General features: G+C 41.3%; 18 protein-coding genes. 12 read left to right on the top strand and 6 right to left on the bottom strand.

The window, feature by feature from the left end; translation table 11 throughout:
- Nucleotides 1–118: 118 nt before the first annotated feature.
- From ABD985_RS10325 to ABD985_RS10310, 4 genes are all read right to left on the bottom strand, one after another.
- On the bottom strand, nucleotides 119–1480 hold the full coding sequence (locus tag ABD985_RS10325; protein ID WP_345371472.1) for an aldehyde dehydrogenase family protein: 1362 nt from the start codon (nucleotides 1478–1480) through the stop codon (nucleotides 119–121).
- 168 nt (nucleotides 1481–1648) lie between these two features.
- Nucleotides 1649–2410 (bottom strand): gamma-glutamyl-gamma-aminobutyrate hydrolase family protein, encoded by a 762-nt coding sequence (locus ABD985_RS10320; RefSeq protein WP_345371471.1) that lies wholly within the window; start codon nucleotides 2408–2410, stop codon nucleotides 1649–1651.
- 188 nt (nucleotides 2411–2598) lie between these two features.
- Nucleotides 2599–3753, bottom strand: a complete 1155-nt coding sequence (locus ABD985_RS10315) for an iron-containing alcohol dehydrogenase (protein ID WP_345371470.1) — start codon at nucleotides 3751–3753, stop codon at nucleotides 2599–2601.
- Nucleotides 3754–4013: 260 nt separating this feature from the next.
- Entirely contained in the window at nucleotides 4014–5393 is a 1380-nt protein-coding gene (locus ABD985_RS10310; RefSeq protein WP_345371469.1) for a glutamine synthetase family protein, read from the bottom strand.
- A 159-nt stretch (nucleotides 5394–5552) separates the two neighbouring features.
- Here ABD985_RS10310 and ABD985_RS10305 point away from each other — a divergent pair, with 159 nt between their 5' ends.
- The 3 genes from ABD985_RS10305 to ABD985_RS10295 all read left to right on the top strand — a co-directional run bounded on the left by ABD985_RS10305 (nucleotide 5553) and on the right by ABD985_RS10295 (nucleotide 10434).
- Nucleotides 5553–7328, top strand: coding sequence for an aminopeptidase P family protein (locus tag ABD985_RS10305; RefSeq protein ID WP_345371468.1), 1776 nt, complete (start codon nucleotides 5553–5555; stop codon nucleotides 7326–7328).
- 321 nt (nucleotides 7329–7649) lie between these two features.
- Nucleotides 7650–9737 (top strand): 7TM diverse intracellular signaling domain-containing protein, encoded by a 2088-nt coding sequence (locus ABD985_RS10300; protein ID WP_345371467.1) that lies wholly within the window; start codon nucleotides 7650–7652, stop codon nucleotides 9735–9737.
- 121 nt (nucleotides 9738–9858) lie between these two features.
- Nucleotides 9859–10434, top strand: a complete 576-nt coding sequence (locus tag ABD985_RS10295) for a helix-turn-helix domain-containing protein (RefSeq protein ID WP_345371466.1) — start codon at nucleotides 9859–9861, stop codon at nucleotides 10432–10434.
- Between the two features lie 359 nt (nucleotides 10435–10793).
- On the opposite strand, the gene ABD985_RS10290 is transcribed toward ABD985_RS10295, so the two are convergent.
- A complete protein-coding gene (locus tag ABD985_RS10290; RefSeq protein ID WP_345371465.1) occupies nucleotides 10794–12599 on the bottom strand; it encodes a DUF885 domain-containing protein in 1806 nt (601 codons plus the stop codon).
- Nucleotides 12600–12755: 156 nt separating this feature from the next.
- Complete coding sequence (locus ABD985_RS10285; protein ID WP_345371464.1) at nucleotides 12756–14042, bottom strand: NupC/NupG family nucleoside CNT transporter; 1287 nt, start codon at nucleotides 14040–14042, stop codon at nucleotides 12756–12758.
- Nucleotides 14043–14229: 187 nt separating this feature from the next.
- Between ABD985_RS10285 and ppk1 the strand changes: the two genes are divergently transcribed.
- The 9 genes from ppk1 (at nucleotide 14230) to ABD985_RS10240 (ending at nucleotide 25412) form a co-directional block, all read left to right on the top strand.
- Nucleotides 14230–16350 (top strand): polyphosphate kinase 1, encoded by a 2121-nt coding sequence (ppk1, locus tag ABD985_RS10280; RefSeq protein WP_345371463.1) that lies wholly within the window; start codon nucleotides 14230–14232, stop codon nucleotides 16348–16350.
- A 324-nt stretch (nucleotides 16351–16674) separates the two neighbouring features.
- Nucleotides 16675–17160, top strand: a complete 486-nt coding sequence (locus ABD985_RS10275) for a regulatory protein RecX (protein WP_345371462.1) — start codon at nucleotides 16675–16677, stop codon at nucleotides 17158–17160.
- Nucleotides 17161–17280: 120 nt separating this feature from the next.
- Complete coding sequence (locus ABD985_RS10270) at nucleotides 17281–18495, top strand: tetratricopeptide repeat protein (protein WP_345371461.1); 1215 nt, start codon at nucleotides 17281–17283, stop codon at nucleotides 18493–18495.
- A 386-nt stretch (nucleotides 18496–18881) separates the two neighbouring features.
- Entirely contained in the window at nucleotides 18882–19478 is a 597-nt protein-coding gene (locus ABD985_RS10265; RefSeq protein ID WP_345371460.1) for a GNAT family N-acetyltransferase, read from the top strand.
- Between the two features lie 87 nt (nucleotides 19479–19565).
- Nucleotides 19566–20780: an argininosuccinate synthase gene (argG, locus tag ABD985_RS10260; RefSeq protein WP_345371459.1), complete on the top strand. Its 1215-nt coding sequence runs from the start codon at nucleotides 19566–19568 to the stop codon at nucleotides 20778–20780.
- Nucleotides 20781–21093: 313 nt separating this feature from the next.
- Nucleotides 21094–22089 carry an N-acetyl-gamma-glutamyl-phosphate reductase gene (gene argC, locus ABD985_RS10255; RefSeq protein ID WP_345371458.1) on the top strand — a complete coding sequence of 332 codons (996 nt, stop codon included), beginning with the start codon at nucleotides 21094–21096 and terminating at the stop codon, nucleotides 22087–22089.
- Nucleotides 22090–22093: 4 nt separating this feature from the next.
- Nucleotides 22094–23044: an N-acetylornithine carbamoyltransferase gene (locus tag ABD985_RS10250; RefSeq protein WP_345371457.1), complete on the top strand. Its 951-nt coding sequence runs from the start codon at nucleotides 22094–22096 to the stop codon at nucleotides 23042–23044.
- Nucleotides 23045–23142: 98 nt separating this feature from the next.
- On the top strand, nucleotides 23143–23943 hold the full coding sequence (gene argB / locus ABD985_RS10245; RefSeq protein WP_345371456.1) for an acetylglutamate kinase: 801 nt from the start codon (nucleotides 23143–23145) through the stop codon (nucleotides 23941–23943).
- Nucleotides 23944–24338: 395 nt separating this feature from the next.
- Nucleotides 24339–25412 carry a M20 family metallo-hydrolase gene (locus tag ABD985_RS10240; protein ID WP_345371455.1) on the top strand — a complete coding sequence of 358 codons (1074 nt, stop codon included), beginning with the start codon at nucleotides 24339–24341 and terminating at the stop codon, nucleotides 25410–25412.
- The last annotated feature ends 224 nt before the right edge of the window (nucleotides 25413–25636 follow it).

Below are 25636 nucleotides of genomic sequence, written 5' to 3'. Positions count from 1 at the left end.
TCCGTACGCAGGGTGGTGTGAGAGGACAGGTAGGGAACTAATCCCTACCTTCCTACTCGATTGAAGATATAGTAAAGGCTTGGGTGATCACAAGGGGGACCCTTTTATCTCTTACCTCTTACTTTTTACCTCTAAAATGCCAAGCTTTAGGTTGTACAAAGGCCCTTATGCCAATATGAGAGAGTGTACTGCCTATACCAGAATGCTTTCGCCCTGTCCATGGAAGTCGAGCACTTACACGATCACAGCAATTCCAATAGACACTACCACTATCAAAGGCTTGCATCGCTTTTTGAGCTTCTTCTGCATGGTCAGTATAGATGGAAGCGGTCAGTCCAAATGCTGAGTCATTCATCAGGGTAATGGCTTCTTCCAGATGATCTACACATTGAATTCCAATGATTGGTCCAAAAGACTCTTCTTGCATCAATAACATTTCCTGATGTGCTTCACTAATAACGGTAGGGGCGAAGAAATTGCCTTCTAGTGCCTGCCCTCCACATTGTAAGATTCCCCCTTTTACAATGGCATCAGAGACTTGATTTTCCAATACCTGAATTTGCTCCTTCCTTGCCAAAGGGCCAATATAGGTGTCAGGGTCTGTAGGTTTTCCTACCTTCATTTTTTTGACAAAATCGGTAAACCCTTCAACAAATTGATCATAAATTGCTTGATGAACGTAGATGCGTTCTACCGCACAGCAACTCTGACCATTATTGTAAAAAGCTCCATCTGCCACGGCAGCAATAACACTTGATAGATCTTGGTTATGTTGACTGACATACAGTGGATCTTTTCCTCCCAGTTCCATCTGACAAGGAACCATTCGTTGTGCTACTTGCTCATAGATATACTTCCCAGTAGGATATGATCCGGTAAAGAAGTATCCATCTAATGCTAAGTCTAGCAAGGCTTCTCCACTTTCCCTACCTCCGGGGATACATTGAAACAGCCCATCCGGCAAGCCGGCTTCTTTCCATAAAGCCTCGATCTTTAGTCCAGTGAGTGGAGTGTACTCAGAAGGTTTATAGAATACCGCGTTGCCACCAATTAGCGCAGGAATAAAAACATTCACTCCCACCAAATAAGGGTAGTTCCATGCTGAAATATTCCCGATGACCCCCAAGGGCTCATAGGTGATCTTTTCTACGAGTTCAGGCGTATCATAAACGATTTCCTCCTGAAGATAAGTGGCACTGTTTTCAATAAAAAAGGAAATACGTTCCTGTGCACCCTTGATCTCATTGCGAGCTTGGGTAAGAGGTTTTCCCATTTCCTGAGTGAGTAGGGAGGCTAGCTCTTCCAATTGACCGGATAACAGGTGTTGAAATTTCTCGATCACATGTATACGCTCCTGTAAAGGGAGGGCATTCCATTCTTTTTGACGTTCCTGGGCAAGTAAGTATTGTTGGTCCAGCGTGTCGATGGGGTGGTATTGGCCTACCTCGGAGTAGTCTGTAGGGTTTATTACTTTTATCATGGTATGGAATGTTGAATCGTTGAATCGTTGAATGGAGCTTCGCTCGTTGATTCGAGTTGATATGTTGTGTGAGTAAATATATATCAATTAACAGTTCAACTCGAATCAACGATTCAACTCAATACGGAGTATTGAAATTCGAGACGCCATGTAATGGATTCAACAATATTAGACTAATTTTTTCTGCCAGCACTTCAAAGAAAATGCTCGATACAGGAATAAAGGAGATAAGGCATTTTCATGCTCTTCCTTCATAAACTCAGGATGCCACTGCACTCCCAATACCTGCCCAGGAGAGCCGCCTTCCCACTCAATCGCCTCTATAATGTTATCTTCTGTGGAGTGCGCAATAGCTTTGAGGTCTTTTCCTAGTGTTTTGATCCCTTGGTGATGTACACTATTGACATACCCTTTTGGAGTGTCTGGGTAAATATGTTGAAGACTACTGCCTTCTTCTATGGTGATCTCGTGTCCTAGCTGATCGTATTGTTTTGCATCACGGTGCACCTTTTCCGTCGCCTTTTGTCGGTTAAGGTCTTGATAAAGTGTACCTCCAAAATAGGTGTTGATAAGCTGCATTCCGCGGCATATCCCGAGTACAGGTTTGTTGTTTTGTATAGCAAAATCTAGGATTTTTAACTCATACTGATCACGGTACGCATCCCCTGGCCATTGGGTGGGGTCAATAGCCTCTTCTCCATAGCTTTCAGCAGCTACGTCGCTTCCTCCCTGTAGGATAAAACCATCCAATTCTTCTAACAAGGGAAATAAGCGTTCATCAGGAAGGTCCGGAATCAGGATAGGCAATACCCCTTCTTGAGTGACATAGTTGGCCATGTCGTTTTCAATATAGCAGAGGGTTTTTGGACCAAACACCTTTCTGGAAGGGTCTGGATAGATCATGCAGGCAGTGATACCAATTTTTACCATAGTGTTTAAGGTTAGAGGGTGAATAAAAAATATGTGTTGTTTTTAGTAGCTGTAATACCTATTGTATTTTTTTATAAACAGTATCTGATTCTTTCATCGAACTCAATAATTAATGAGTATTTTATAAATAACTAAACATTCTGAACGAGCGAAGCTCAATTAAACAATATGAACAAAAGTCGATCGAATTAGCGATTCAACGGTTCAACCCTTTTAGCCAAGGCTTGTTCGTAAATTGCTTTTACCTCCTCTTCCCTGATACTTTTCGGGTTAGAAGGAAGGCAAAAGTCTTTTAAGCATAGCTCCGTTAATTGAGGTATATGTATTTCTTTTACCCCTTCATCAGAAAGAGAAGGAATATCTAAAGTCTGATTGAGCTGAAGGATGGCATCAATAAAGCCTTCTCCACGAAGCCCATTTACACCAGAGGCGGTAGCCATTCTTTCAAATTTTTCCTCCAATCCTTCATAATTGAACGAAAGGCCATAAGGGAGCATAATAGCGTTGGCTAAGCCGTGATGCATATCCAGTAAAGTAGATAAAGGATGCGCCAGGGAATGTACAAGCCCTAACCCTTTTTGAAAGGCAACAGCGCCCATCAAGGAAGCAATCATCATATTGCCCCGATCTTCTGGAGTAGGCTTTTTGACACAGTTTTCCAGAGAAGAAAAGATAAGTCGAATTCCTTCCAAAGCAATGCCGTCAGCCATAGGGTGGAAGCCTTTAGACAGGAAAGCTTCTATATGGTGGGTGAGGGCATCCATTCCGGTAGCTGTTGTGATCGATGCAGGTAGGTCGTAGGTTAAGGCAGGGTCAGCAAAGACTTGTTGTGCCATTAATCGCGGGTGAAACAAAATGCGTTTCCGTTTACTTTCATCCTCAGAAATAATGGCAGATCGCCCGACTTCACTACCTGTTCCTGCAGTAGTAGGAATTGTGATCAAGGGAGGGATTGGATGGGTGATACACTTACTTCCCCCTTCCAAATCGTCATAGTAAAAAAGATCTTCTTGATGGTGGATACTTAACGCAATGGCTCTGGCAGTATCCATCGCTACTCCACCTCCTAATCCAATAATACAGTTGGAGTGCTTGTATGCTTCTTTTCCATTGAGCACATCTGATTTCAGTGGATTTTTGTGTAGCTGATCAAATACAGTGACCCTGATGTCATACTTTTTTAGGTCCGCGATGATGTCTTGAAAGAAAGGTAATTGTATGACCACAGGATCTGTAACAATCAAGGGTTTTTCGAGACTATGAGCAATCAGGTACTGTGGAAGTTCCCTGATGGCTCCCTCTCCAAATAGGATGTTGGTTGGAAAACTATAACGCTGAAGCATAGATAAAAGGGCTAAGTGAAAGGTGTGTCGATAATGGCTTAACTAAGAGTGAATAAATAACCGACAGTTGAGGCGGCTTGCGCCGCTAGTTGAGTGGTACTGTGTACCGTTGAGTAGCCCTTCGGGCTGTTGAGAAAGGGTAGTACTACAGAACTTTAACTTACGAAAAGCCTACATGATGTAATGGCTCAACGGAGCGAAGCTCCACTCAACGGCACGCAGTGCCACTCAACAAGCGGCGCAAGCCGCCTCAACCTTAATTAAATGATTTCAAAGTAACGTTTCAGTTCCCATAAAGTATCCTGCGGATTCTGTTGAGAAACCTCCCAGGCCCTTGTCATGGCGTAATGTGCTACGAAATCTTCTCCTAGTAAGTCTTTAGCAATCATAGAGTTTTGGAAGAGTTCTGTAGCTTGTTCTAGAGAGGTAGGGAGTTTTTTTCCTTGCCCTTCATATCCATTGCCAGTGGTTAAGCTATCCTCTAAAGGAATCTTATTTTCAATGCCATATAAGCCTGCAGCGAGACAAGCACTCATTGCTAGATAAGGATTCGTGTCTGATCCTGGGATACGGGACTCTATTCTACAAGATTTTTCTCCATGAGGTAGTACCCGAAAGGCAGTGGTACGATTATCAATTCCCCAGTTTAGTTTTGTGGGTGCCCAATATCCTTCCACTAAGCGTTGGTAGCTGTTGGTAGTAGGAGCACACAAAGGAAGAATGTCTCCAAAACAGTAGATTAATCCAGCGAGATAATGCTTGGCAATACTACTCATATGTAAAGGGTCTTCCTCCTCATAGAAGAGGTTCCTTTGCCCGTCTATGTCCCATAAGCTTTGATGAACATGCCCACTACACCCTGGTAGCTCATTGTTCCATCTAGCCATAAATGAAGCAATAAGTTCATGTTGGTAGGCAATCTCTTTGACGCCTGTTTTGAAGAGAACAGCACGATCGGCTGCCTCCAAAATATCATTAACCTGAATAGCAGCTTCGTATACCCCAGGACCTGTTTCTGTGTGCAACCCTTCTAAAGGAACCTTGAAGAGGGTCATTTCGTCATAGAGTTGATTAAAGAAAGCGTTTTTATAGGAGCTGCGGAGTATAGAGTACCCAAACATACCGGGGGTCATTGGCTGCAGGTGTTGGTATCGCTTTTCTCTTAGACTTTCAGGAGTTTCTGAGAAATTGAACCATTCAAATTCCTGAGAGAACATCGGACTAAAGCCCATGTCAATAGCTTTCTGCCGTATTCTTCTTAATAGAGAGCGGGGGCAAACTTTGGAAGCAGTAGTTGAGGAGTGAAAGTCGGCTAAAAAGAAAGGCGTATCTTGATCCCAAGGAACTTCCCGAAATGTTTCAGGAGCTATTTTAGCTTCGGCATCCGGAAAACCCGTATGCCAGCCTGTGATAGCTTTAGATGAACTATTTTCATAGAGTTGATCGGCTAAATCCCAACCAAAGATCACGTCACAAAAACCAAAGCCTTTCTCCAATAATGAAAAGAATTTGTCTTTGTGTACGACTTTTCCTCTTAGTATCCCATCCAGATCAGTGACGGCTATTTTTACTTTGGGAGAAGGATGCTGAATGATTTTCTCAACCATGGCCTGAGTAGGGTGTGTTTGGGTGGATTGCATAGGTATAGGGTCTATGGAGTAAAAGGGTTATTGTTCTAAATGAACGCTAATAAATTAGGACATGTACATCCTTAAATCAAGGGAATCCCTTGAAATATATAACCGCCTTTCTACCTTTGTGAGGAGTAAATTGATTAATTGCTTAAAAAAAACTTACCGATGACAATTAACGAACGCCTAAAGGCGATCCGTGAAGAAATGAAATCTCACGGTATTGCCGCCTACATTGTACCTAGTCAAGATCCTCATCAAAGTGAATATCCAGCAACTCGTTGGAAGAGCCGTATTTGGCTCAGTGGCTTTACGGGATCTGCAGGAACAGTGGTGGTGACTCAAGAAGAAGCACATGTATGGACCGATGGTCGTTATTTCTTGCAAGCAGAGGAAGAGTTGAGCAATTCATCTTTTGAGTTGAAGAAACAGTCGGTGGCATTTGCACCGGAGCATATTGAATGGTTGGCAGAACATCTTAATGCAGGAGATTGTGTTGGGGTTGATGGGACACTATTCGCCTTGAGTGAATACGAGCAGCTGCAAGCACTATTGGGAGAGAAAGGCATTACGGTAAATGCTGACTATGACTTGATCGACAAGGTTTGGAAGGATAGACCGGCTTTGCCTAAAGAGAAAATATTTGTCCACGATGAGCAGTTCAGTGGTGCTTCTGCGACTGAAAAGCTGAACCGCATTCGTCAGGCTTACCAAAAAAGAGGGGCGCAAGCTACTTTGTTGACTACCCTGGATGGTATCGCCTGGACATTGAATATCCGTGGTAGAGACGTAGCCTTCAATCCTGTAGCAGTTTGCTGGTTGATGGTAGAGGAGGAGCAAGCAGTCTTGTTCATGGAAGAAGAGAAAGCAGATGAGGCTACGGTAAACTACTTGGCTCAACATGGTGTAGTACTTAAAAGTTATGATGCCCTTGAAGGGTATTTGACACAATTGAGTATTTCAAAAATCATGATAGATCCTGATAAGCTAGGGGTAAGCTTTGTCAATCAATTGCCTGCTACTTGTGAAGTGATTAAGGCAATGTCTCCTGAGATCTTGATGAAGGCCGTGAAGAATGAGGCTGAACTATCGAATATGCATAAGACCATGGCAAAAGATGGAGCAGCATTGACACGCTTCCATAAGTGGTTGGAGACACAGCTGCCGTCAGATAGTTTGACAGAGTTTGATTTGGTGCAGAAACTCGCAGCTTATAGAAGTCAGGAAGAGCATTACTTTGGAGAGAGCTTTGATGCTATCGTGGGATTCAAGGGTAATGGAGCAATTATCCATTATAGTCCAACCAAAGCGGGAAGCAAGACCATCAACGGAGACGGAATGCTTTTGATTGACTGTGGAGGACAATACCTGGAAGGAACAACGGATATTACCCGTATGTATTACTTGGGTGAGCCTACAGAAGAAGAGAAAAGAAACTATACATTGGTATTGAAGGGGCATATTGCCTTGGATACCATTCGTTTCCCTAAAGGGACTAACGGAATGCACTTGGATATCCTGGCGAGACAGTTTCTGTGGAAAGAGCATATGAATTATGGTCATGGAACGGGTCATGGTATTGGTGCATTTATGAATGTGCATGAAGGGCCTGTATATGTACGTCCTCATACGGCCCCTATTCCATTGGAGCCGGGAATGATTATTTCCAACGAACCAGGTTTCTATAAGGCAGGAGAACACGGTATCCGTATCGAGAACCTAATTGTCGTTGCTGAAAAAGAAACGACTGCATATGGTACATTCTACGGCTTTGAGATGTTGACCGTCTTCCCAATAGAGACGAAGTTAATTGACAAAAGATTACTTACTGCAGAGGAAATAGCTTGGTTGAACAATTATCATGAACTGGTTTATGAGCGTATATCACCTCTGTTAGAGGAGGAAGAAAAAGCATGGTTAAAAGAAAAATGCCAGGCTATTTAAGAAAGGTGTTTTAAGCCTGTGGTGAGTGCTATTTTAAAAGGACGTCCTTTGTGACGGTGCCTTAAAGAAAGGTGGAAGGATTGTGCACTTTATATTGAAGTGTTACTTTCCTTCCTCCTTCCTCCTTCCTCCTTCCTCCTTCCTCCTTCCTCCTCCTATGAGATAATTCCTTCTTTTCTTCCATGATGAATAAAGTTCCTGCTTTTTTTGCTATTTTTATTTTTTGAGGGATGGAAGTAACTTTTTTGTAGAGTGCTATGCAAAAAGCAGATTTTTTACACCCTCACAAGATATACTAACGATCAACAATGCTAAACTAAAATGCAATTACAACATCAATTCTCAAAAGCATTTTTATTGATCTTCACTAGCCTAATATTACTCAATAATGGCATTTTTGCATCTGTAAATACAGCGCCAGCTACCGTAGACTTATCTGCAGTAGATTTTGAGAAGGCAGGGATCTTTAAATTAAGAGGATCTTGGGATTTTTATTGGAAAGAGTTGCTGTATGCAGAGGACTTTACACAGGGGAGTGTACTTCCTGAGCCTACTATGCAATTACCGATTCCATTTACCTGGAATCAAGTAGACTCTGCTGGGGTGACGAACAATGGGTATGGGACCTATCGTATCCTGATGTTACTTGGTGCAAATTATCCTAAGCAATTAGCGCTTAATCCTAAGACCTTTTCCACGGCAGCTCGAATTTATGCCAATGGTGAGCTGGTCTGGGAAAATGGTATAGTGGGAACCGATGAAAATTCCTGGGCAGGGGGGTATGCCCCTAAATTAGCAGTGATCGAAGGAGCTGAAGAAGTAGAGCTAATCCTGCAGGTAGCGAACTTTAATCATCGCAAAGGAGGAGCATATGATCCGATTTTAATAGGAGCACTGGATGTGATGCAAAGGGATTATCAGACCACCCTTTGGGTAGATTTCTTCCTGTTGGGGAGTATGCTCATCATGGGGATATATCAGTTGAGTTATTATTTCTTTCGTAAGAAGGAAATAGCTTCCCTTTATTTTGGTCTATCTTCCTTAAGTATAGGTTCCAGAATCCTTTTTGCTGGCAATTATTTGATTATGAATATATACCCTGATATGCCTTGGGAACTGTTTACCAAGCTGGAATATCTAGGGTTTGTGATTCCTACATTTACGATACCCGCCTTTGCTTACAGTATATTCAAAGAGTACTTTCATCAATGGGTATTTAACACATTAAAATTCGTCTTATTAATTAACACTTTACTGGTGTTATTTACTCCCTTGGCTATATATAGTCATTTGGTAGAGATTAACCTTTACCTGTCAATACTAATATTCCTATATATTGTTCGAGTGGTTTACTATGCGACCTTAGATAAGAAGCCAGGAGTAACGATCTTTGCATTGGGAATTACAGTGTTGTTTGTATCGATCCTGAATGATCAGTTATTGAATAATCAATTTATAGAGTCGGAAGATATTGTTCCTTTTGGATTTCATTTTTTCTTCTTCTCTCAGGCTTTCGTATTATCGTATCGTTCTTCCAAGGCATTTACAACAAATGAGTTATTGACTGAAAAGCTAAATAAGACGAATGCAAATCTGGAAGTTACAGTAGCGGAACGTACCTATGAACTCAAGCGAAAACACGAGGAATTGACTTCCAGTATCAATTACGCCTGGAGAATACAACAGGCGATCTTACCTGCTGAGGATAAAGCAAAGGAGGTATTGAGTGATTGTGAGTATTTTATCTTCAATAAACCGAGGAATATCGTCTCAGGAGATTTTTATTACCTGGATCGTATCGACAATAAAATTGTTCTGGTGGTTGCCGATTGTACAGGGCATGGTGTACCGGGAGCATTTATGAGTTTGGTAGGGAGCCGTTTGATCTCTGAGATCATTACCAAGAACGAAATTTTATCTCCTTCAGCAATTTTAGCGATTTTACATCAGGAGGTTCGTAGTATGCTAAAACAAGCAACGTCAGGGATCAGTGATGGGATGGACTTGGGCGTTTGCGTGATTGATCCAAAGCATCAGCAAATTCATTTTGCAGGAGCCAGAACCCCTCTATTGGTTGTGGATAATGATGATTTTGCCTTAGTTCGAGGAGATCGTATGAGCGTAGGGGGAAGGAAAATGGATATTGTAAGAAACTTTACGAGTCATACGATACCTTATCAGTCAGGAGCAAAGATTTATATGTATTCTGATGGATATCAAGATCAGTTCGGCGGTCCTAAGAACCGTAAGTTTATGGCAAAGAATTTTAGACACTTCTTGTTGGAGAACGCTGGCTATAATATGGAGCAACAAGAGACTTTGCTTGCTGCGAATTTGATTGAATGGCAAGAAGGGGCCAAGGAATCACAGACAGATGATATCTTGGTAGTAGGTTTACGTTTACCGTAAGAGTCCTTTTTAATTTCAGAATTCTTGTTATTTTAGTTAGAGCTTGTTTGTATACCGTATAAAGGATATAAACAAGCTCTCGGTATTTATACCCCCCAATATATCACTAACCCAGCGTATAATGACAGTCTCAGAAGTAATCCAGACGATTAGACAAGAGAAAAGAATGACCCAAACAGAGGTTGCTCATAAAATAGGTATGGAGCGCCCCAATTATGCCCGTCTGGAGAAAAGAGGAAATAAACTGACCGTATTACAAGTGGAACAGATCGCTAATGCTCTTGGAGTAGGTGTGATGGAGGTTTGGAAGCAGGCTTTTGAGCCTATTTATACTCCAACTCAGGAACAAGGACTGGAGGAGGAGTATGAAGCATTGAAGGAGAAATATGCGCAGTTATATACGACAGTGGAAAGTCTAAAGAAGTTGGGGAGCTATCAGGAACGAGACTTATTGGCGCTGAAAGCCAATTACTTATTGTTGAGTAATATTTTCCTAACACTTTCTGATGCCCTCAATATGGAATCGGAGAAGGTGAGGGCGCAGATCCGGGAAGATCTATTGGTACAGATGCGTAAACTAAGGACTGAAGAAGAAATGAAACACTATGAGGCCTTATCGTTGATGGATATCCTTACCAAGGAAGCTAAGCATATAGAGACTGTGATTGAGCGTTATATAAGATTAGAAGATTTTTAGAAGTATTGTAACCTATTGAAGAGACTTCCGTAAGTATACAGAGTACGCATAATCCCCCACTTTAAAAAAGTGGTGGTTTAACCCATAAAGAAACAATTGTAGGTTTGAGTGATATTAATCGGGCAGCGATTCGCTGCCCGATTTTTTAGTTTGAATAAATGACCGACAGTTGAGGCGGCTTACACCGCTGGTTGAGTAGAGCTTCGCTCCGTTGAGTAGCCCTACGGGCTGTTGAGAAAGTACAGTACTGTAAAATCTCAACAGCCCGTAGGGCTACTCAACGGAGCGAAGCTCTGCTCAACGGCACGCAGTGCCACTCAACAAAGCCATTTAGTAGCATGACGGTTATTTATTCAATCTTAGCTTTTTTTGGAGTCAATCCATTCTTGAACAAGTACTTCCAGTACATTCAATGGCACAGCTCCATTGGTGAGTACCACATCGTGGAACTCTCTGATATCAAACTGCTCTCCTAATGTCTTCTTAGCATTTTCCCTAAGCTCTAGGATTTTGAGCATGCCGATTTTATAGGCAGTAGCTTGAGAAGGCATTACAATATGACGATCGACCATTTTCTCACAAGCGCCATAAGCTGCTGGAGTATTGCTTGAATAATAGTTGATACCCTCTTCACGAGTCCACTTTTTACTGTGAATACCAGTATCTACCACTAAACGACAAGCTCTCCATAGTTCCATGGCTAGACGTCCGAAGTCAGAATATGGGTCACTGTAGAAGCCCATTTCTTTTGGAACGAACTCTGAGTAAAGTCCCCACCCTTCTACATAAGCAGTATAGAAACTGTTTTTTCTGAACTCAGGTACATTCTGTAGCTCTTGTGCAATAGCGATTTGCATATGATGTCCAGGGATACCTTCATGGAATGCCAAAGCCTCCATTTCATAGATAGGCATTTGCTTCATGTCATATAGGTTGGCATAGTAATACCCTGGGCGAGAACCATCTTCTGCAGGAGAGTTGTAAAATGCTTTACCGGCTGTTTTCTCTCTAAAGGCCTCTACACGTTTCACTATCATATCCGCTTTAGGCTTAGTGATAAAAACTTCATCCAAGCGGCTTTTGATACTGTCTACTAAAGCAGTAGCTTCTTTTAAGTATTGTGCTTTCCCTTCTTCGGTATCTGGTAAGTAGAATTGAGGATCTTCTTTCATGAACTGGAAAAACTCCTGAAGGTCTCCTTTGAAGCCTACTTTTTCCATGATCGCACGCATTTCTCCGTGGATACGTTTTACTTCTTGCAATCCTTTTTCATGGATTTGTTCTGCCGTCAGGTCGGTAGTTGTCGTTTGCTGTAAGGCAAAGGCATAGAACTCATCTCCTTGCTCAAATCTCCATACACCAGCATCTGCAGTAGCTTGCTTTTCTTCTTTTTCAAGAACAGAGATCAATTGCTCATAGGCAGGCTTTACATGTGTTGTAAGTGCCGTAGCTGCTTCTGTTTTTAGGGCTTCTTTCTTAGCATCTTCAATGTCAAGAGCATCTACTTTTTTGATAAAGTCACCGTATAAAGCGCCAGGTTGCTCTCCCTCGAAAGGTGCTCCACTAATAATATTACGGCAGTCACTTAATACCTTTGGATATAGAAAGTCTGGAAGTAAAACGCCTTTTTCTTCTCTGGTCTGCAGTTGAGATACAATCTGCTCCATCAATGGCGTGATTCCCTCCAAACGACTGATGTATGCCTTCGCTTCTTCAATAGTACTGATACTGTGAAAGCCAATAAGGAAAGCAGGAATCTCTGCCTGTACTCCATGCATTTGGTTGACAGGGTAGCTTATGTGACGGAAGCTATAGTCTTTGATGGCATTCTTTAAGCGCTGCTCCATCAAATCGTAGCTAAGCTTTTCCTCTTTGCTTAGTTGGGAAACATCGATAGAGTCTTGTAAGAACTGAAGATGAACTTTGGTAAGCTCCAAGTGTTTTTTCTCACCTTCTTCAGAGAAATCATCCCATTGCCCATAATTGGTTTTTAACCCTTTCATGGTTTGCATCATAGGAGATAGAGCTAGTTCTTCATCATAAACGCGCTGGAAAAAAGCATTGGCTTTTTCGTTTTCATTAGCATATTCCGATGAGGGTTTGCAACTGTTGAATGCAGTAAGGAGTATAGCTGCGGATACAGCTAACTTTGTACGTTTTAACATGTTGTTGATTGTTTAGTTTATAGACGAAAAAAAGGTAAAAGGTAAAAGGTAAAAGGTAAAAGGTAAGAGGTAAGAGGTAAGAGGTAAGAGGTAAAATAATGGAACGAAGACGTACTACCTATAACGTTTTACCTTTTACTTCTTACCTTTTACTTTTTAAAACATAATTCCGGCAATCGTTCCGGTCATCATGCAGGCCATGGAAGCCCCTAGTAAGGCGATCATACCCAAAGAAGATAGGTCGGATTGTCTACTTGGTGCAATCCCTCCAATTCCTCCAATTTGAATAGCAATGGAGCTAAAGTTAGAGAAGCCACATAATGCGTAAGTAGAAATTACAATAGCTTTTTCACTTAAGATTCCTGTTGATTTTAGAGAGGCCAGGTCAGAGTAAGCAATAAACTCGTTGATTACCGTTTTTTGTCCCAATAAACTTCCTACTCTTAAAGATTCGGTCCAATCTACGCCCATCATAAAGGCGAAAACACGGAAGACTTGTCCCAGAATATATTGTAAGCTTAGGTCCTGGAACTGTCCATCAGTAGAGCTTTCGATCCATTCATTGACTCCCCCAAAGCTTCCCAGATATCCTAATCCACCATTAATGGCATAAATAATCGCAATAAAAGAAATAAGCATTGCACCAACATTTAATGCTAGTCGCAAGCCATCTACCGTACCGTTAGCAATGGCATCAATCAGGTTGGCACCGATTTTTTCGGGGTTAACCTTTAGTTCTGTATCTATCTCGTCTGGTTGTGTTTCCGGAATCAAGATCTTGGACATAACGATGGCTGCAGGTGCATTCATAATGGATGCACTCAATAGGTAGGAAGCATACTTTACTTCTTCTAGTGGATCTCCTCCACCCAAAAAGGAAACATACCCTGCGAGTACACCACCCGCCATGGTAGCCATACCTCCTGTCATCAAACACATCAACTCTGAGCGAGTCATATTTTTGATAAATGGTTTGACGAGTAGTGGAGCCTCCGTTTGTCCTAGGAAGATATTACCAGCGGCAGACATGCTTTCAGCTCCAGAAAGGCCCATGGTTCTGGCCATGATATAGGCAATCACATAGACAATTTTCTGTAAGACACCCAGGTAATAAAGTCCGGAGGAAACCGCCGCAAAAAAGATGATAGTAGGTAGTACCTTAAAGGCAAAAATAAATCCCATACTTCCACTGGCATTGGCGAGGTCTCCAAAGATAAACATGGCCCCATTAGTGGAATATCCCAAAAAGGTTACAAAAGCATTACTGATCGCATTAAAAATATCGGCAACCAACTCTACTCTTGTTACCAAAAAGCCAAAAAGAATCTGAAGTGCCAAGCCGGCCCCGACAACGCGCCAACTGATCTGTTTTCTATTGATGGAAAATGCCCAAGCAATACCAACAAACATTAGGATCCCAAGAACCCCTCTCAATATTTCCATGGGAATGATTTATAGTGTGATGATGAAATCATAAAAATTAAAGCGCACAATTTAAAGGATTAAATTTTTTTAAAGAAATTAACCCTTACATCAGTCCTTAAATAATTTACAAATATTTATTTTTATCCACTATGGATTCATTGTATTTTTAGGACATCCTATTGATAAAATCTAACCTGAAATAGCTATGCTAAATAAAGAAAAGCTGACGTCTTTGATTGATGAAAGTATCTATATAAGTCGAGACCTCAGTTGGTTGCAGTTTAATCACCGTGTACTGGATCAAGCTAAAAAAGAAGATAAAACCGTATTTGAACGTCTAAAGTTTCTGGCTATCACAGCATCTAACCTGGATGAGTTTTTTATGGTGCGTGTAGGCAGTTTATATAACTACTTAGATTATGGGAAGAGTAGATTGGATTATTCCGGGTTAAGGGAGGAGCAATTTAAAACGTTACTCTATGAGGAAATCCATCAGTTTGTCAATGAGCAGCAGAACTATTATAAGGATGTGGTCATGCCACGCTTTGAAGATAATGGATTGCAGATTTCACACGTTGAAGACTTGACGGATTCGGAACGGATAGAGGTGGAAACACATTTTGATAAGACCATTTTTCCGATGTTAACTCCTATGGTCTATGATAATTACCATGCCTTTCCTGCCCTGCAAAATAAGTTATTAATTTTTGCAGTAGTGACGATGGATAAAACCGCTAAGGCTGGAGAAAAACGAAAGCTATCCTTTGTGCAGATTCCTAAAAACCTGACTCGCTTTTATGAAATTGTGAGGGAAGATCGAATCATCTTTGTTCCTATTGAAGAGATCATTCGTACACACTTGGATAAATTATTTCGAAATATTGAGATAGAGCAATGTACGCTTTTCCGTATTACTCGAAATGGAGATTATACGCTAGATGAAAGTGAAGACCTGGATACAGACTTTATCAAGGAACTGAAACTGAAGCTTAAAACCCGAAAGACAGGTCGTGTAGTACGGATAGAAATAGAGAAGAACTGTATTGATTGGGTAGTTGATATCTTAAAAGAGCGATGGAATGTAGAAGATCTCAACTTCTTTGAGACGGATACATTGCTGGATTTTACGGCTTTTTGGTCTATTGTCAAGCATCGTGCATTCAAATACCTGATGCCGAAGAACAGACATCCGGTGTTGCCTGTAGGATTGACCAAGCAAAATATGTCCAAGAACATTTTTGACCGCCTTAAAAAGAGGGATTTGTTCTTGCACCATCCGTACAATAGTGCCGATCATTTGATTGAATTAATTGAAGCGGCTGCAGAAGATCCCAATGTCTTAGCGATCAAGATGACTATTTATCGTTTGGCGGATGATTCAAGGGTGACTTCAGCGTTGTTAAAAGCAGTAGAAAATGGGAAGCACGTATCGGCTCTGTTTGAGGTGAAAGCTCGTTTTGATGAGGAAAACAATATAGAAGAAGCGAAGAAGCTTCAGGAAGCGGGTTGTTTTGTGATCTATGGAATTACAGCTCTGAAAACGCATACTAAGTTGATGTTGATTGTTCGTAAAGAGAGCGATAAGGTCAAGCGCTATGTACATATGGGAAGTGGTAACTATAATGAAGATACGGCTCGTTTGTACACAGACATCGGCTTAATGACAACAGATGAAGCTTATGGAGAAGATGTTTCAGAGTTCTTTAATGCCATTACGGGGCATTCTCGTCCGAGAAGTTATAATCGTCTGTTGACAGCTCCTAATGATATGAGAAGGGAGTTGATCAAATTGATGGACCAAGAGATTGCTAATGCCAAACAAGGACTACCATCAGGAATCGTGATAAAGGTGAATTCCTTGCAGGATGATAAGTTTATCGATGCTTTGTATAGAGCCTCTCAAGCAGGTGTGCCAATTAAACTGATCGTTCGGGGAATATGCTGTTTGCGTCCAGGAAGAAAAGGCCTGAGTGAGAATATTACGGTTCGTTCTATTGTTGGGGAATACCTGGAGCACTCCAGAATATTTTATTTCCATAATGACGGGAAACCTAAAGTGTATGGAGGTAGTGCCGATGCCATGGTCCGTAGTTTTGACCGTAGGATAGAGTCTCTATTTTCTATTGAGGATAAACTCTCTAAGCAAGAGGCCATCAATATCTTGAGTTACAACCTGAAGGACAATGTCAATGCTTATGAAATGCAGGAGGATGGCAGTTATGTGAAGACATCGGTGCCAGAGGGTGGTTTACCTTTCGATTTGCATAAGGAGTTTTTCAAGGTAAGTTTGAAGGAAGTAAAAGCAGTGAGTCTGTTCTCGGTATAAAAAGTTTATCGGTTATCGGTTATCGTTTATTTTTCATTAATATGTTTTAACCGATAACCGATAACCGATTTTTCCTTTCGTTAACCATTATTATAAAATCATTCTCCGGAATTATCTCCTAAAAGGTAGAAGAAGGTTTGATTTTTGTATTTCTTAGTTATTATTGTGTTTTTTTAAGGGCTATTAAATAGTGATTTTTCTGTTTTAGGTTAAACAAGGGTGAAAATAAAGCCTATTGTTTTATAAAAGAGTAGTATTTCGCTAGAAGTGGTTGATTTGAGGCCCATTCATAGGTAATACTGTAATGTCAATCAATAGGGTCGAATGAGTGAAAAACAAGTCAATATTAAACAGATTTTACCCAAGATCGCTTCCTATTGTGCCTATCAGGATCGCTGTAGACAGGAGGTAATTAACAAATTGGAAACCTTTGGGTTAGAAAGTAAACAGATCGAAGAAGTCGTTCTGTGGCTGATAGAAGAAAAGTACCTGGACGAAAAACGCTTTGCGGCATCTTTTGTAAGAGGAAAATTTAATCGTAATAAGTGGGGGCGCTATAAAATAAGACAGGCGCTGAAACAGAAACAGGTACAAGAGGATGCCGTCCGTTATGGACTAGCCGAGATTGATGGAGAACAATACTTCGAGGTACTGAAACAACTTGTTCGCCAAAAGTTAGGACGTAGCAAGGAAACAGAAATGTTTGTACTCAAGTATAAATGTATTCAATATCTATCAGGGAAAGGGTTTGAAGGTGATCTTATTCAAGACGCTTTTCAGGAAGTTTGGAATTCGGATCAGGAGGTGTAACTCAATTATAAGCAAAGCGATCTTATTTTGGGTATTGTCCTTAGAAAGTATTCAGGAAGATCTTTTTAAAAACAGATCCTTCTAGAGGTACGCTGACAATACCATTTATATTTGGAGACTATGTCAAGAATTTTTTATCAATTACTGTTTTTGTTTCTATGTTGGTCATATGCGTTTAATGGCATGGCACAGGCGCACCTTCCTCCTTTGCAGGAAGACAAAATGTTGCTGACTAACCAAAAAGTACAGATGGAGATCACGTTTGGGATCGATGCCATGTATGACTTTAAGTTTAATGTTGCAGAAGGGCAGTTTCGTTGGATGAAAGGGTACTACCCTAAGCATCCTTTGCCATATTTTTTGCTAGGCTTGAATGAATGGTGGAAGATTATGCCCAATGTGGAAGATGATTCTCACGATGATCTGTTCCATGCTTATATGGACTCCTCTGTTTACTTTGCTGAGGAGATCTACAAAAAGTATCCGGAGCATGCAGAAGCTTCATTTTTTTTGGCAGGAGCATTAGCCTTTAAGGCAAGGCTTTATGGAGAGCGTCATGAATGGTCCAAGGCGACTTTTGCTGCTCGAAAATCCCTGGAGTACTTTGATGTAACCAAAAAGAAAGCGGTAGAGTTGGGAGCGGAAATGTATTTTGGAGATGGACTTTATAACTACTTCGTAGAGTGGATTAAGGAAAACTATAAAGTATTGCGTCCTGTCTTGTGGTTTTTTGAGGAGGGAGATAAACAACTTGGCTTGGAGCAGTTGGAAATGGCAGGGGAGGAAGCTTTCTATACCCGTATTGAAGCAATGTATTACCTCATGCGTATACATGCTAATGGAGATGGAAGAGTATCCAGGGCTTTTCAGCTTTCGGAGTATTTGTATAAAAATTATCCAAATAATGCCTACTTCCATCGCTATTATACGCGTATGCTCTATAGTACTGGGCGACATCGTCAATTAGTTCCGGTAGCCAAATCACTGTTGGAGCGAGTAGAAACAGGAGCAACGGGCTATGAAGAGATTAGTGGAAGGTATGCCAGTTATTACTTGGGGAGCTATTATATGGATCGGAAGGGAGATGTGAAAACGGGAGAGACTTACTTTAAAAAGACTGTGGGTTTTGCAGAAGCGATAGAAGATTACGATTCAGGGTATTACTTGCATGCCTTGAGAAAGCTAGGACAGATTGCCCAACGAGAAGGAGAAATGGAGGTCGCTTATGAGTACTATGATAAGCTAAAAGATCATAGTGAGCGGAAATCTACACTACATAAAGAAGCGAAAGAATTTTTGAAAGAATACAAGCGCTGGAAGAAGAAAAATAAGTAAGAAAAAAGGGAGGTGTGTTAAACACCTCCCTTTTTTTGTGCCTATACGCAATAATTAACGTGTATATTTTACTATGTTAAATATTTAACATTAAATGTTCTAAATCTTAACTTTTAATTAAAAAATTTTTGCATCTGTGATTTTATTCTATACATTTGGCCTTCCTTGTTACTGCTAATAATGACGATTTGTATGAAAAGGGTACATAAGTTTTGAAAGTGATTCTTATTCATACCGACTTTAATTATTGGGAGTGGAGCAGGTTGGTTTGTCCTTAAAGTAGCCCGAAGATTGTTGCTGGAGCTAGCTTGCCGGATTACCATTGACTAATTAATTAATTACTGAATTACTTAATTAAAAAATGGGGTGGATTACCCTTAAAGGCAATGAGACTAGAATTATCAGATTTCATCGTAACCGTAGCGGATGCTGCGTTGCATAGAGAGTTTGCTCAGGCAATATGTGATGAGATGGCAGCATCTGCCAAGGCCAGAGGAACAGGAATAGCCAAGCGTACCGTAGAATACCTTCAACTAAAGATGGAAGAAGGAAAGGCAGTGATTGCTTTACATAACGATGGACGTGTGGCAGGGTTTTGCTACATAGAGTCTTGGGGACACCATCGCTTTGCTGCTAACTCAGGCCTGATTGTCATGCCTGCATTTAGGGGTACAGGGTTGGCGAAAGCCATTAAGCAAGTGGCCTTTAATCTATCCCGAAAGAAGTACCCTGAGGCGAAATTATTTGGTTTGACAACCAACTTAGCCGTAATGCGCATTAATAGTAGCCTAGGATATAAGCCGGTAACGTTTTCTGAACTGACCGATGATAAGGACTTTTGGAAGGGCTGTCAGAGTTGTGTCAATTACGATATTCTGACACGTACCAATCAATCGCATTGCTTGTGTACGGGAATGCTTTATGACCCCAAAGATCAGGAAAAGCCTTTAATCAAGGATATAGAGCTGATGAGTCATTCATAGGGATATGGCTATGGGATGTTCATAGTACTTGGATAAAGGAAGCTGCGCATTTTTTATAACGATATTAAAACTAACATTCAAATAATCATGGATAAGCAAAAAGTTGTTCTTGCATTTAGTGGAGGATTGGATACCTCTTACTGTGTCAAATACCTGACAGAAGAAAAAGGGTTGGAAGTATACTCTGCCATCGTACAAACAGGAGGTTTTTCTGAGGAAGAGCTTAAAAGTATTGAGGAGAGGGCTTATGACCTTGGCGTAAAACAACACATCACGATTGATGAGACACAAGGGTTTTACGACAACTGTATTAAGTACTTGGTATTTGGAAATGTATTGCGATACAACACTTATCCATTGTCTGTAAGTGCAGAGCGTGTATTCCAGGCAATCGCTATTGCGGAATACGCCAAAGAAATTGGAGCAGGAACCATTGCACACGGTAGTACAGGTGCAGGAAACGACCAGATTCGTTTTGACATGGTTTTCCATACCATTCTTCCTGGTGTAGAGATCTTGACTCCTATCAGAGATATGCAGCTTTCCAGAGAAGAAGAGATTACCTTCCTGAAAGAAAAGGGTGTCGATATGGACTGGGAAAAAGCAATCTATTCGATTAACCAAGGAATCTGGGGAACGTCTGTAGGAGGAAAAGAAACGCTTACTTCTGATCAAGGGTTGCCGGAAGAAGCTTACCCAACACAAGCGACAGAGAAGGAAGCGAAAGAAATTACATTGCATTTTGAGCAAGGAGAACTGAAAGGAATTGATACGACAACGTATGAGAGTCCTGTAAAAGCAATTCAGGCATTAACCGCTATCGCAGCTCCTTTCGGGATCGGTCGTGATATTCATGTGGGAGATACGATTATCGGAATTAAGGGAAGAGTTGGTTTTGAAGCTGCTGCCCCTGTTGTCACAATTAAAGCACATCACGCTTTGGAAAAGCATACGCTAACCAAATGGCAGTTGTATTGGAAAGAGCAACTAGGAAACTGGTACGGAATGTTGGTGCACGAAGGACAGTGGCTAGACCCAGTGATGCGTAACGTGGAAAAATTCCTTCAGGATACACAAGAAAGTGTGACCGGAGAAGTGAAGGTGAACTTGAAGCCTTATCACTTTGAGATCGTAGGAATAACATCTCCTTATGATTTGATGTCGGCGGAATTTGGTGCTTACGGGGAAATGAACAAAGGATGGACTGGAGAAGATGCCAGAGGTTTTGCTAAAATATTGGCTAACCAAACGAAGATTCACCGTCAGGTACAGGAAGCAGCAAAGGATAAGGTTGTCCTTTAATTTGACATCATTGTATGGGTGCAATGAAAATAACTATCCTACTGCTAACTAGCTTTGTTGAATCGTTGAATTTCAATGCTTTGCATTGAGTTGAATTAAGCTTCGCTCGTTGATTTGAGTTGAACCGTTGACTGATTTAATTTTAATTGAATATTTAATAATAATCGATCAATAAACAAATCAACTCGAATCAACGAGCGAAGCTTAATTCAACGAATCAACGATTCAACAAAGCTGGTTAGCAGTATGAAGGATAAATATTCAAATGTAATCATCGCACCCCATCGCATTACCCCAAAAAAAGATAAAAAGCATGAATATCAAGGCAGGAATTATAGGTGGAGCAGGAATGACAGGAGGCGAGCTCCTAAGAGTATTATTAAACCATCCTCATTTAAAAGTAACTTTCGTTCATAGTAGAAGTCAGGCTGGGAACTTGATTTCCTCCGTACACAATGACCTTTTCGGAGAAACATCAATGACGTTTACCGATACGATAGGAGAGGCTGATGTATACTTCTTGTGTTTGGGACACGGAGAATCCAGAAAGTTTTTGGAAGAAAATGCCCTTTCTCCTACCTCTTTATTGATTGACCTTAGTCAGGACTTCCGTTTGAAAGAAGGTGTCGTAGAAGATCGTTCTACAGTGATGGGAGGAAGAGAGTTTATCTATGGTCTTCCAGAGTTACAAAAAGAAGCGATTCAGAAAGCTTCTAGCATTGCAAATCCGGGATGTTTTGCCACAGCCATACAGTTAGCTTTACTTCCTGCAGCTAAAGCATCTCTGTTCAAGACAGATATTCATGTCAGTGCCATTACAGGTTCCACAGGAGCCGGGCTTAAGCCAATGAGTACGACCGGTTTCTCTTGGAGAAATAATAATATCTCTTCGTATAAAGTATTTAATCATCAGCACTTATTGGAGATCGGACAAAGCGTGAGACAGTTGCAAGATGATTTTGAGCAGGATATCAATTTTATCCCGTATAGAGGAAACTTCAGTAGAGGAATTCTAGCTTCTGTTTACTTTGAGTCAGACTTGGAAGAGAAGGAGATTTTCAAACTTTATGAGGAGTACTACAGAGACTCAGCCTTTACGTTCGTGACTTCAGATGCCATTGATTTGAAGCAAGTAGTAAACACGAATAAGTGTTTGCTAAGTGTGCAGAAGCACGGAAAGAATATATTGGTAACTTCTGTGATTGATAATTTATTGAAAGGAGCAGTAGGACAGGCGGTACAGAACATGAACCTGATGTTGGGGTTGGAAGAGACGACTGCATTGAAATTGAAAACCATAGCCTTTTAAGAGAATGAAACAATTTACTGCTGTTCACGATGTAACAGATATAGATGCCTTGGTAAAGGATGCATTGGCTTGTAAGGAAACGCCCTTTGCCTGGCATGAACTAGGGAAGTATAAAACATTAGGGTTACTTTTTTTCAACCCTAGCCTTCGTACCCGTATGAGCACCCAAAAGGCAGCCTATCATTTAGGAATGAATGTGATGGTGCTTAATGTCGATAAAGACGGTTGGAAGATTGAAACAGAAGAAGGGGTTATCATGAATAGTGACAAAGCAGAGCACCTTAAAGAGGCTGCTGCGGTAATGAGTCAGTATTGTGATGTATTGGGTATCCGTTCTTTTCCAGAGCTAAAGGATAAGGAAGAGGACTTAAAAGATCAGGTACTTAATGATTTCCTGAAGTATACGACAGTTCCTGTGATAAGTTTAGAGTCTGCAACTCGTCATCCTCTACAGTCATTGGCAGATGTAGTGACTATAGAAGAAAACAAGAAAGTAGCTCGTCCTAAAGTCGTATTGACTTGGGCGCCTCATCCAAGGGCTTTGCCTCAGGCCGTTCCCAATTCTTTTGCTGAGTGGATGAATGCTATTGATGTGGATTTCGTCATTGCTTGTCCGGAAGGGTATGAGTTGGATGAACAGTTTGCAGGAAATGCAGTGGTGACACATAATCAAGAGGAGGCCTTGAAAGATGCCGATTTTGTGTATGCTAAAAACTGGTCCTCTACTACCGAATATGGAAAGTGTGTGGTACAGGATAGTAGCTGGATGATTGACAATCAGAAGATGTCCCTGACGAATGAAGGGAAGTTTATGCATTGCCTGCCGGTACGTAGAAATGTAGTGGTGGCTGATGAGGTATTGGACGGAGAGCACTCTTTAGTGATCGAACAGGCCAACAACAGGACATTTGCCGCTCAGGCCGTACTCAAAAATATCTTGAAAGGTAAAAGGTAAGGGCGACCCTTGTGGTCGCCCCCTAAAGTATACCCCTAGCTTAGCTTATCGAAGCTTTACTCAACAAGCCGTGTATGCGGCCTCAACGATTCAACAACATGAAATTATCAGTCGTCAAAGTAGGAGGAAATATTATTGATAATCAGGAAGCACTTCACGCTTTTCTGAAACAGTTTAATGCTTTGGAAGGTCCCAAACTATTGGTGCATGGAGGTGGTAAGATTGCTTCTGAGCTAGGGAAGGAAATGGGTATTACCCCCAATATGGTGAATGGAAGAAGGGTAACTGATAAGGCAACCTTGGATTTAGTGACGATGGTATATGGAGGGTTGATCAATAAGAACCTGGTAGCAGTATTACAGGCTATGGGGTGCAATGCGATAGGACTGACTGGAGCAGATGGAAATACGATACAGTCCGTAAAAAGACCAGTGAAAGAAGTAGACTATGGATTTGTGGGAGATGTTCAGGGAGTCAATGCTTATTTGTTGCAGATGTACCTCAAAGAAGGGTTCGTTCCTGTGTTTGCACCATTGACGCACGATTTAGAAGGGAATATGTTAAACACTAATGCTGATACGGTTGCTACAGAGGTAGCTAAGGCGTTGGCCGAAGTAGGGTATGAGGTATCCTTGAAATATTGCTTTGATAAACCAGGGGTGATGTTGGACTTGCAGGATGCTGACAGTTTGGTAAAGGAGCTGACCCCTGTTAATTATGCGACACTAAAGGAAGAAGGAGTGATTGCAGAAGGTATGCTTCCCAAGTTGCATAATGCATTTCAGGCAGTAGAAGCAGGTGTAGAGGAAGTGGTCTTGGGACTGGCAGAAGGAATATTACAGCAGCAACCTTTTGGAACGGTCGTAAAAGCGGAGGATAAGTTAGCCGCAACAAGCTAACGTAGGCCCTAGCTTCAGGCGCAATGCCGTCAACTTAAGTTAAATAATAGCACTGTTCACTCGTAGACGATGGGTTGAAAACCCACCGCTAAAAGATTCTTAATCCCATAAATGGGAATTAGGGACTACATTCATTCCCATTTATGGGATTAATAATATCAGTGGTAGGCTTTAGCCTATCGTTTACGGATGAATAGAAATCCTTAAGTTCACGGCATTATGACTCAGGTGAGGATACACGTACGAATAGTATTGATTACGATTTATCGTAAATCGTTGCCCTACAGACCGTGTGTAAAGCGAAGGCCTACATCATAAAAACAACTAAACAACATGAACGAGCGAAGCTCAATTAAACATCATCAACAAAAGCTGATTTTTTAAAAATTACCACCATGAACTTATTCTCTGAAAAACAACTCATACAAGAAGCTATTCAATTGCTCAAGGACCTTATTGCCATTCCCTCTTTGAGCAGGGAGGAGGACAAGACAGCAGATTTGTTACAGGAATTCCTAACACAGAAGGGGATTGAAAGCACTCGTAAGGGGAATAATGTTTGGGCTAAAAATCAACATTTTTCTGAGGAAAAACCTACTTATTTATTAAACTCCCATCACGATACGGTAAAACCCAATGCTCAGTATACCCTTGATCCTTTTCAGCCACAAGTAAAGGATGGTAAATTATACGGGTTGGGAAGTAATGATGCTGGAGGACCATTGGTGTCTTTATTGGCAACATTTCTATGGTTTTACGGAAAGAAAGATTTGCCGTTTAACCTGATTATCGCTATGACCGCAGAGGAAGAGATTTCTGGTAGAGAGGGAATTGCTTCTATTTGGGAAGATCTAGGGAAAGTGGATTTTGCGATTGTAGGGGAACCTACCCAAATGAATCTGGCCATTGCAGAGAAAGGATTGATGGTGCTGGATTGTGTGGCGCATGGGAAAGCAGGACATGCTGCTAGAGAAGAAGGAATCAATGCCATTGAAAAGGCTATGGATGCGATTCACTGGTTTCATACCTACTCTTTTATGAAAGAGTCAGCATTATTGGGGCCTGTAAAAATGACCGTGACACAAATAGAGGCAGGGAGTCAGCATAATGTGGTGCCGGCTACTTGTAGTTTCGTGGTAGATGTAAGAACCACAGATGCTTATCAGAATAAAGAAATTCTGGAGCTGATCAAAAGCTGTGTAGATTGTGAGGTAAATGCGAGATCTACCCGTTTGAATCCTTCAGGGGTTGCCACAGACCATCCGATGGTACAAGCCGGAGTTGCAATAGGAATGAGTACATTCGGATCGGTTACTCTATCAGATCAAGCGTTGATTCCATGTCCTTCTGTAAAGATAGGACCGGGAGATTCTGCCCGTTCTCATTCCGCCGATGAGTATATCTATGTGAATGAGATTGAGGAAGGAATCAAGCGATATATCCAATGGCTTGGTCAAATCACCCAGTAGAGGTGGGGTGTGATTATTAAGTTTCAATAAATAACTGTCATACTACTAAATAACTTTGTTGAGTAGCACTGCGTGCTGTTGAGGCGACTTACGTCGCTGGTTGAGTATGCTTCGCACGTTGAGATTTTGTAGTACTGCCCTTTCTCAACAGCCTGAAGGGCTACTCAACGGCACGCAGAACACGCCATGTAATGGACTCAACCAGCGGCGCAAGCCGCCTCAAC

Origin of the sequence: Algivirga pacifica (assembly GCF_039543525.1) — a bacterium.
GTDB lineage: Bacteria > Bacteroidota > Bacteroidia > Cytophagales > Flammeovirgaceae > Algivirga > Algivirga pacifica.
The sequence above is the reverse complement of the archived record's forward strand: the minus strand, read 5'-3'. Positions and strand labels throughout refer to the sequence as shown.

Coding starts and splice junctions, on each gene's coding strand:
- ABD985_RS10325 (WP_345371472.1), bottom strand. CDS start 1,480: ATGATAAAAGTAATAAACCCTACAGACTACTCCGAGGTAGGCCAATAC.
- ABD985_RS10320 (WP_345371471.1), bottom strand. CDS start 2,410: ATGGTAAAAATTGGTATCACTGCCTGCATGATCTATCCAGACCCTTCC.
- ABD985_RS10315 (WP_345371470.1), bottom strand. CDS start 3,753: ATGCTTCAGCGTTATAGTTTTCCAACCAACATCCTATTTGGAGAGGGA.
- ABD985_RS10310 (WP_345371469.1), bottom strand. CDS start 5,393: ATGCAATCCACCCAAACACACCCTACTCAGGCCATGGTTGAGAAAATC.
- ABD985_RS10305 (WP_345371468.1), top strand. CDS start 5,553: ATGACAATTAACGAACGCCTAAAGGCGATCCGTGAAGAAATGAAATCT.
- ABD985_RS10300 (WP_345371467.1), top strand. CDS start 7,650: ATGCAATTACAACATCAATTCTCAAAAGCATTTTTATTGATCTTCACT.
- ABD985_RS10295 (WP_345371466.1), top strand. CDS start 9,859: ATGACAGTCTCAGAAGTAATCCAGACGATTAGACAAGAGAAAAGAATG.
- ABD985_RS10290 (WP_345371465.1), bottom strand. CDS start 12,599: ATGTTAAAACGTACAAAGTTAGCTGTATCCGCAGCTATACTCCTTACT.
- ABD985_RS10285 (WP_345371464.1), bottom strand. CDS start 14,042: ATGGAAATATTGAGAGGGGTTCTTGGGATCCTAATGTTTGTTGGTATT.
- ppk1 (WP_345371463.1), top strand. CDS start 14,230: ATGCTAAATAAAGAAAAGCTGACGTCTTTGATTGATGAAAGTATCTAT.
- ABD985_RS10275 (WP_345371462.1), top strand. CDS start 16,675: ATGAGTGAAAAACAAGTCAATATTAAACAGATTTTACCCAAGATCGCT.
- ABD985_RS10270 (WP_345371461.1), top strand. CDS start 17,281: ATGTCAAGAATTTTTTATCAATTACTGTTTTTGTTTCTATGTTGGTCA.
- ABD985_RS10265 (WP_345371460.1), top strand. CDS start 18,882: ATGAGACTAGAATTATCAGATTTCATCGTAACCGTAGCGGATGCTGCG.
- argG (WP_345371459.1), top strand. CDS start 19,566: ATGGATAAGCAAAAAGTTGTTCTTGCATTTAGTGGAGGATTGGATACC.
- argC (WP_345371458.1), top strand. CDS start 21,094: ATGAATATCAAGGCAGGAATTATAGGTGGAGCAGGAATGACAGGAGGC.
- ABD985_RS10250 (WP_345371457.1), top strand. CDS start 22,094: ATGAAACAATTTACTGCTGTTCACGATGTAACAGATATAGATGCCTTG.
- argB (WP_345371456.1), top strand. CDS start 23,143: ATGAAATTATCAGTCGTCAAAGTAGGAGGAAATATTATTGATAATCAG.
- ABD985_RS10240 (WP_345371455.1), top strand. CDS start 24,339: ATGAACTTATTCTCTGAAAAACAACTCATACAAGAAGCTATTCAATTG.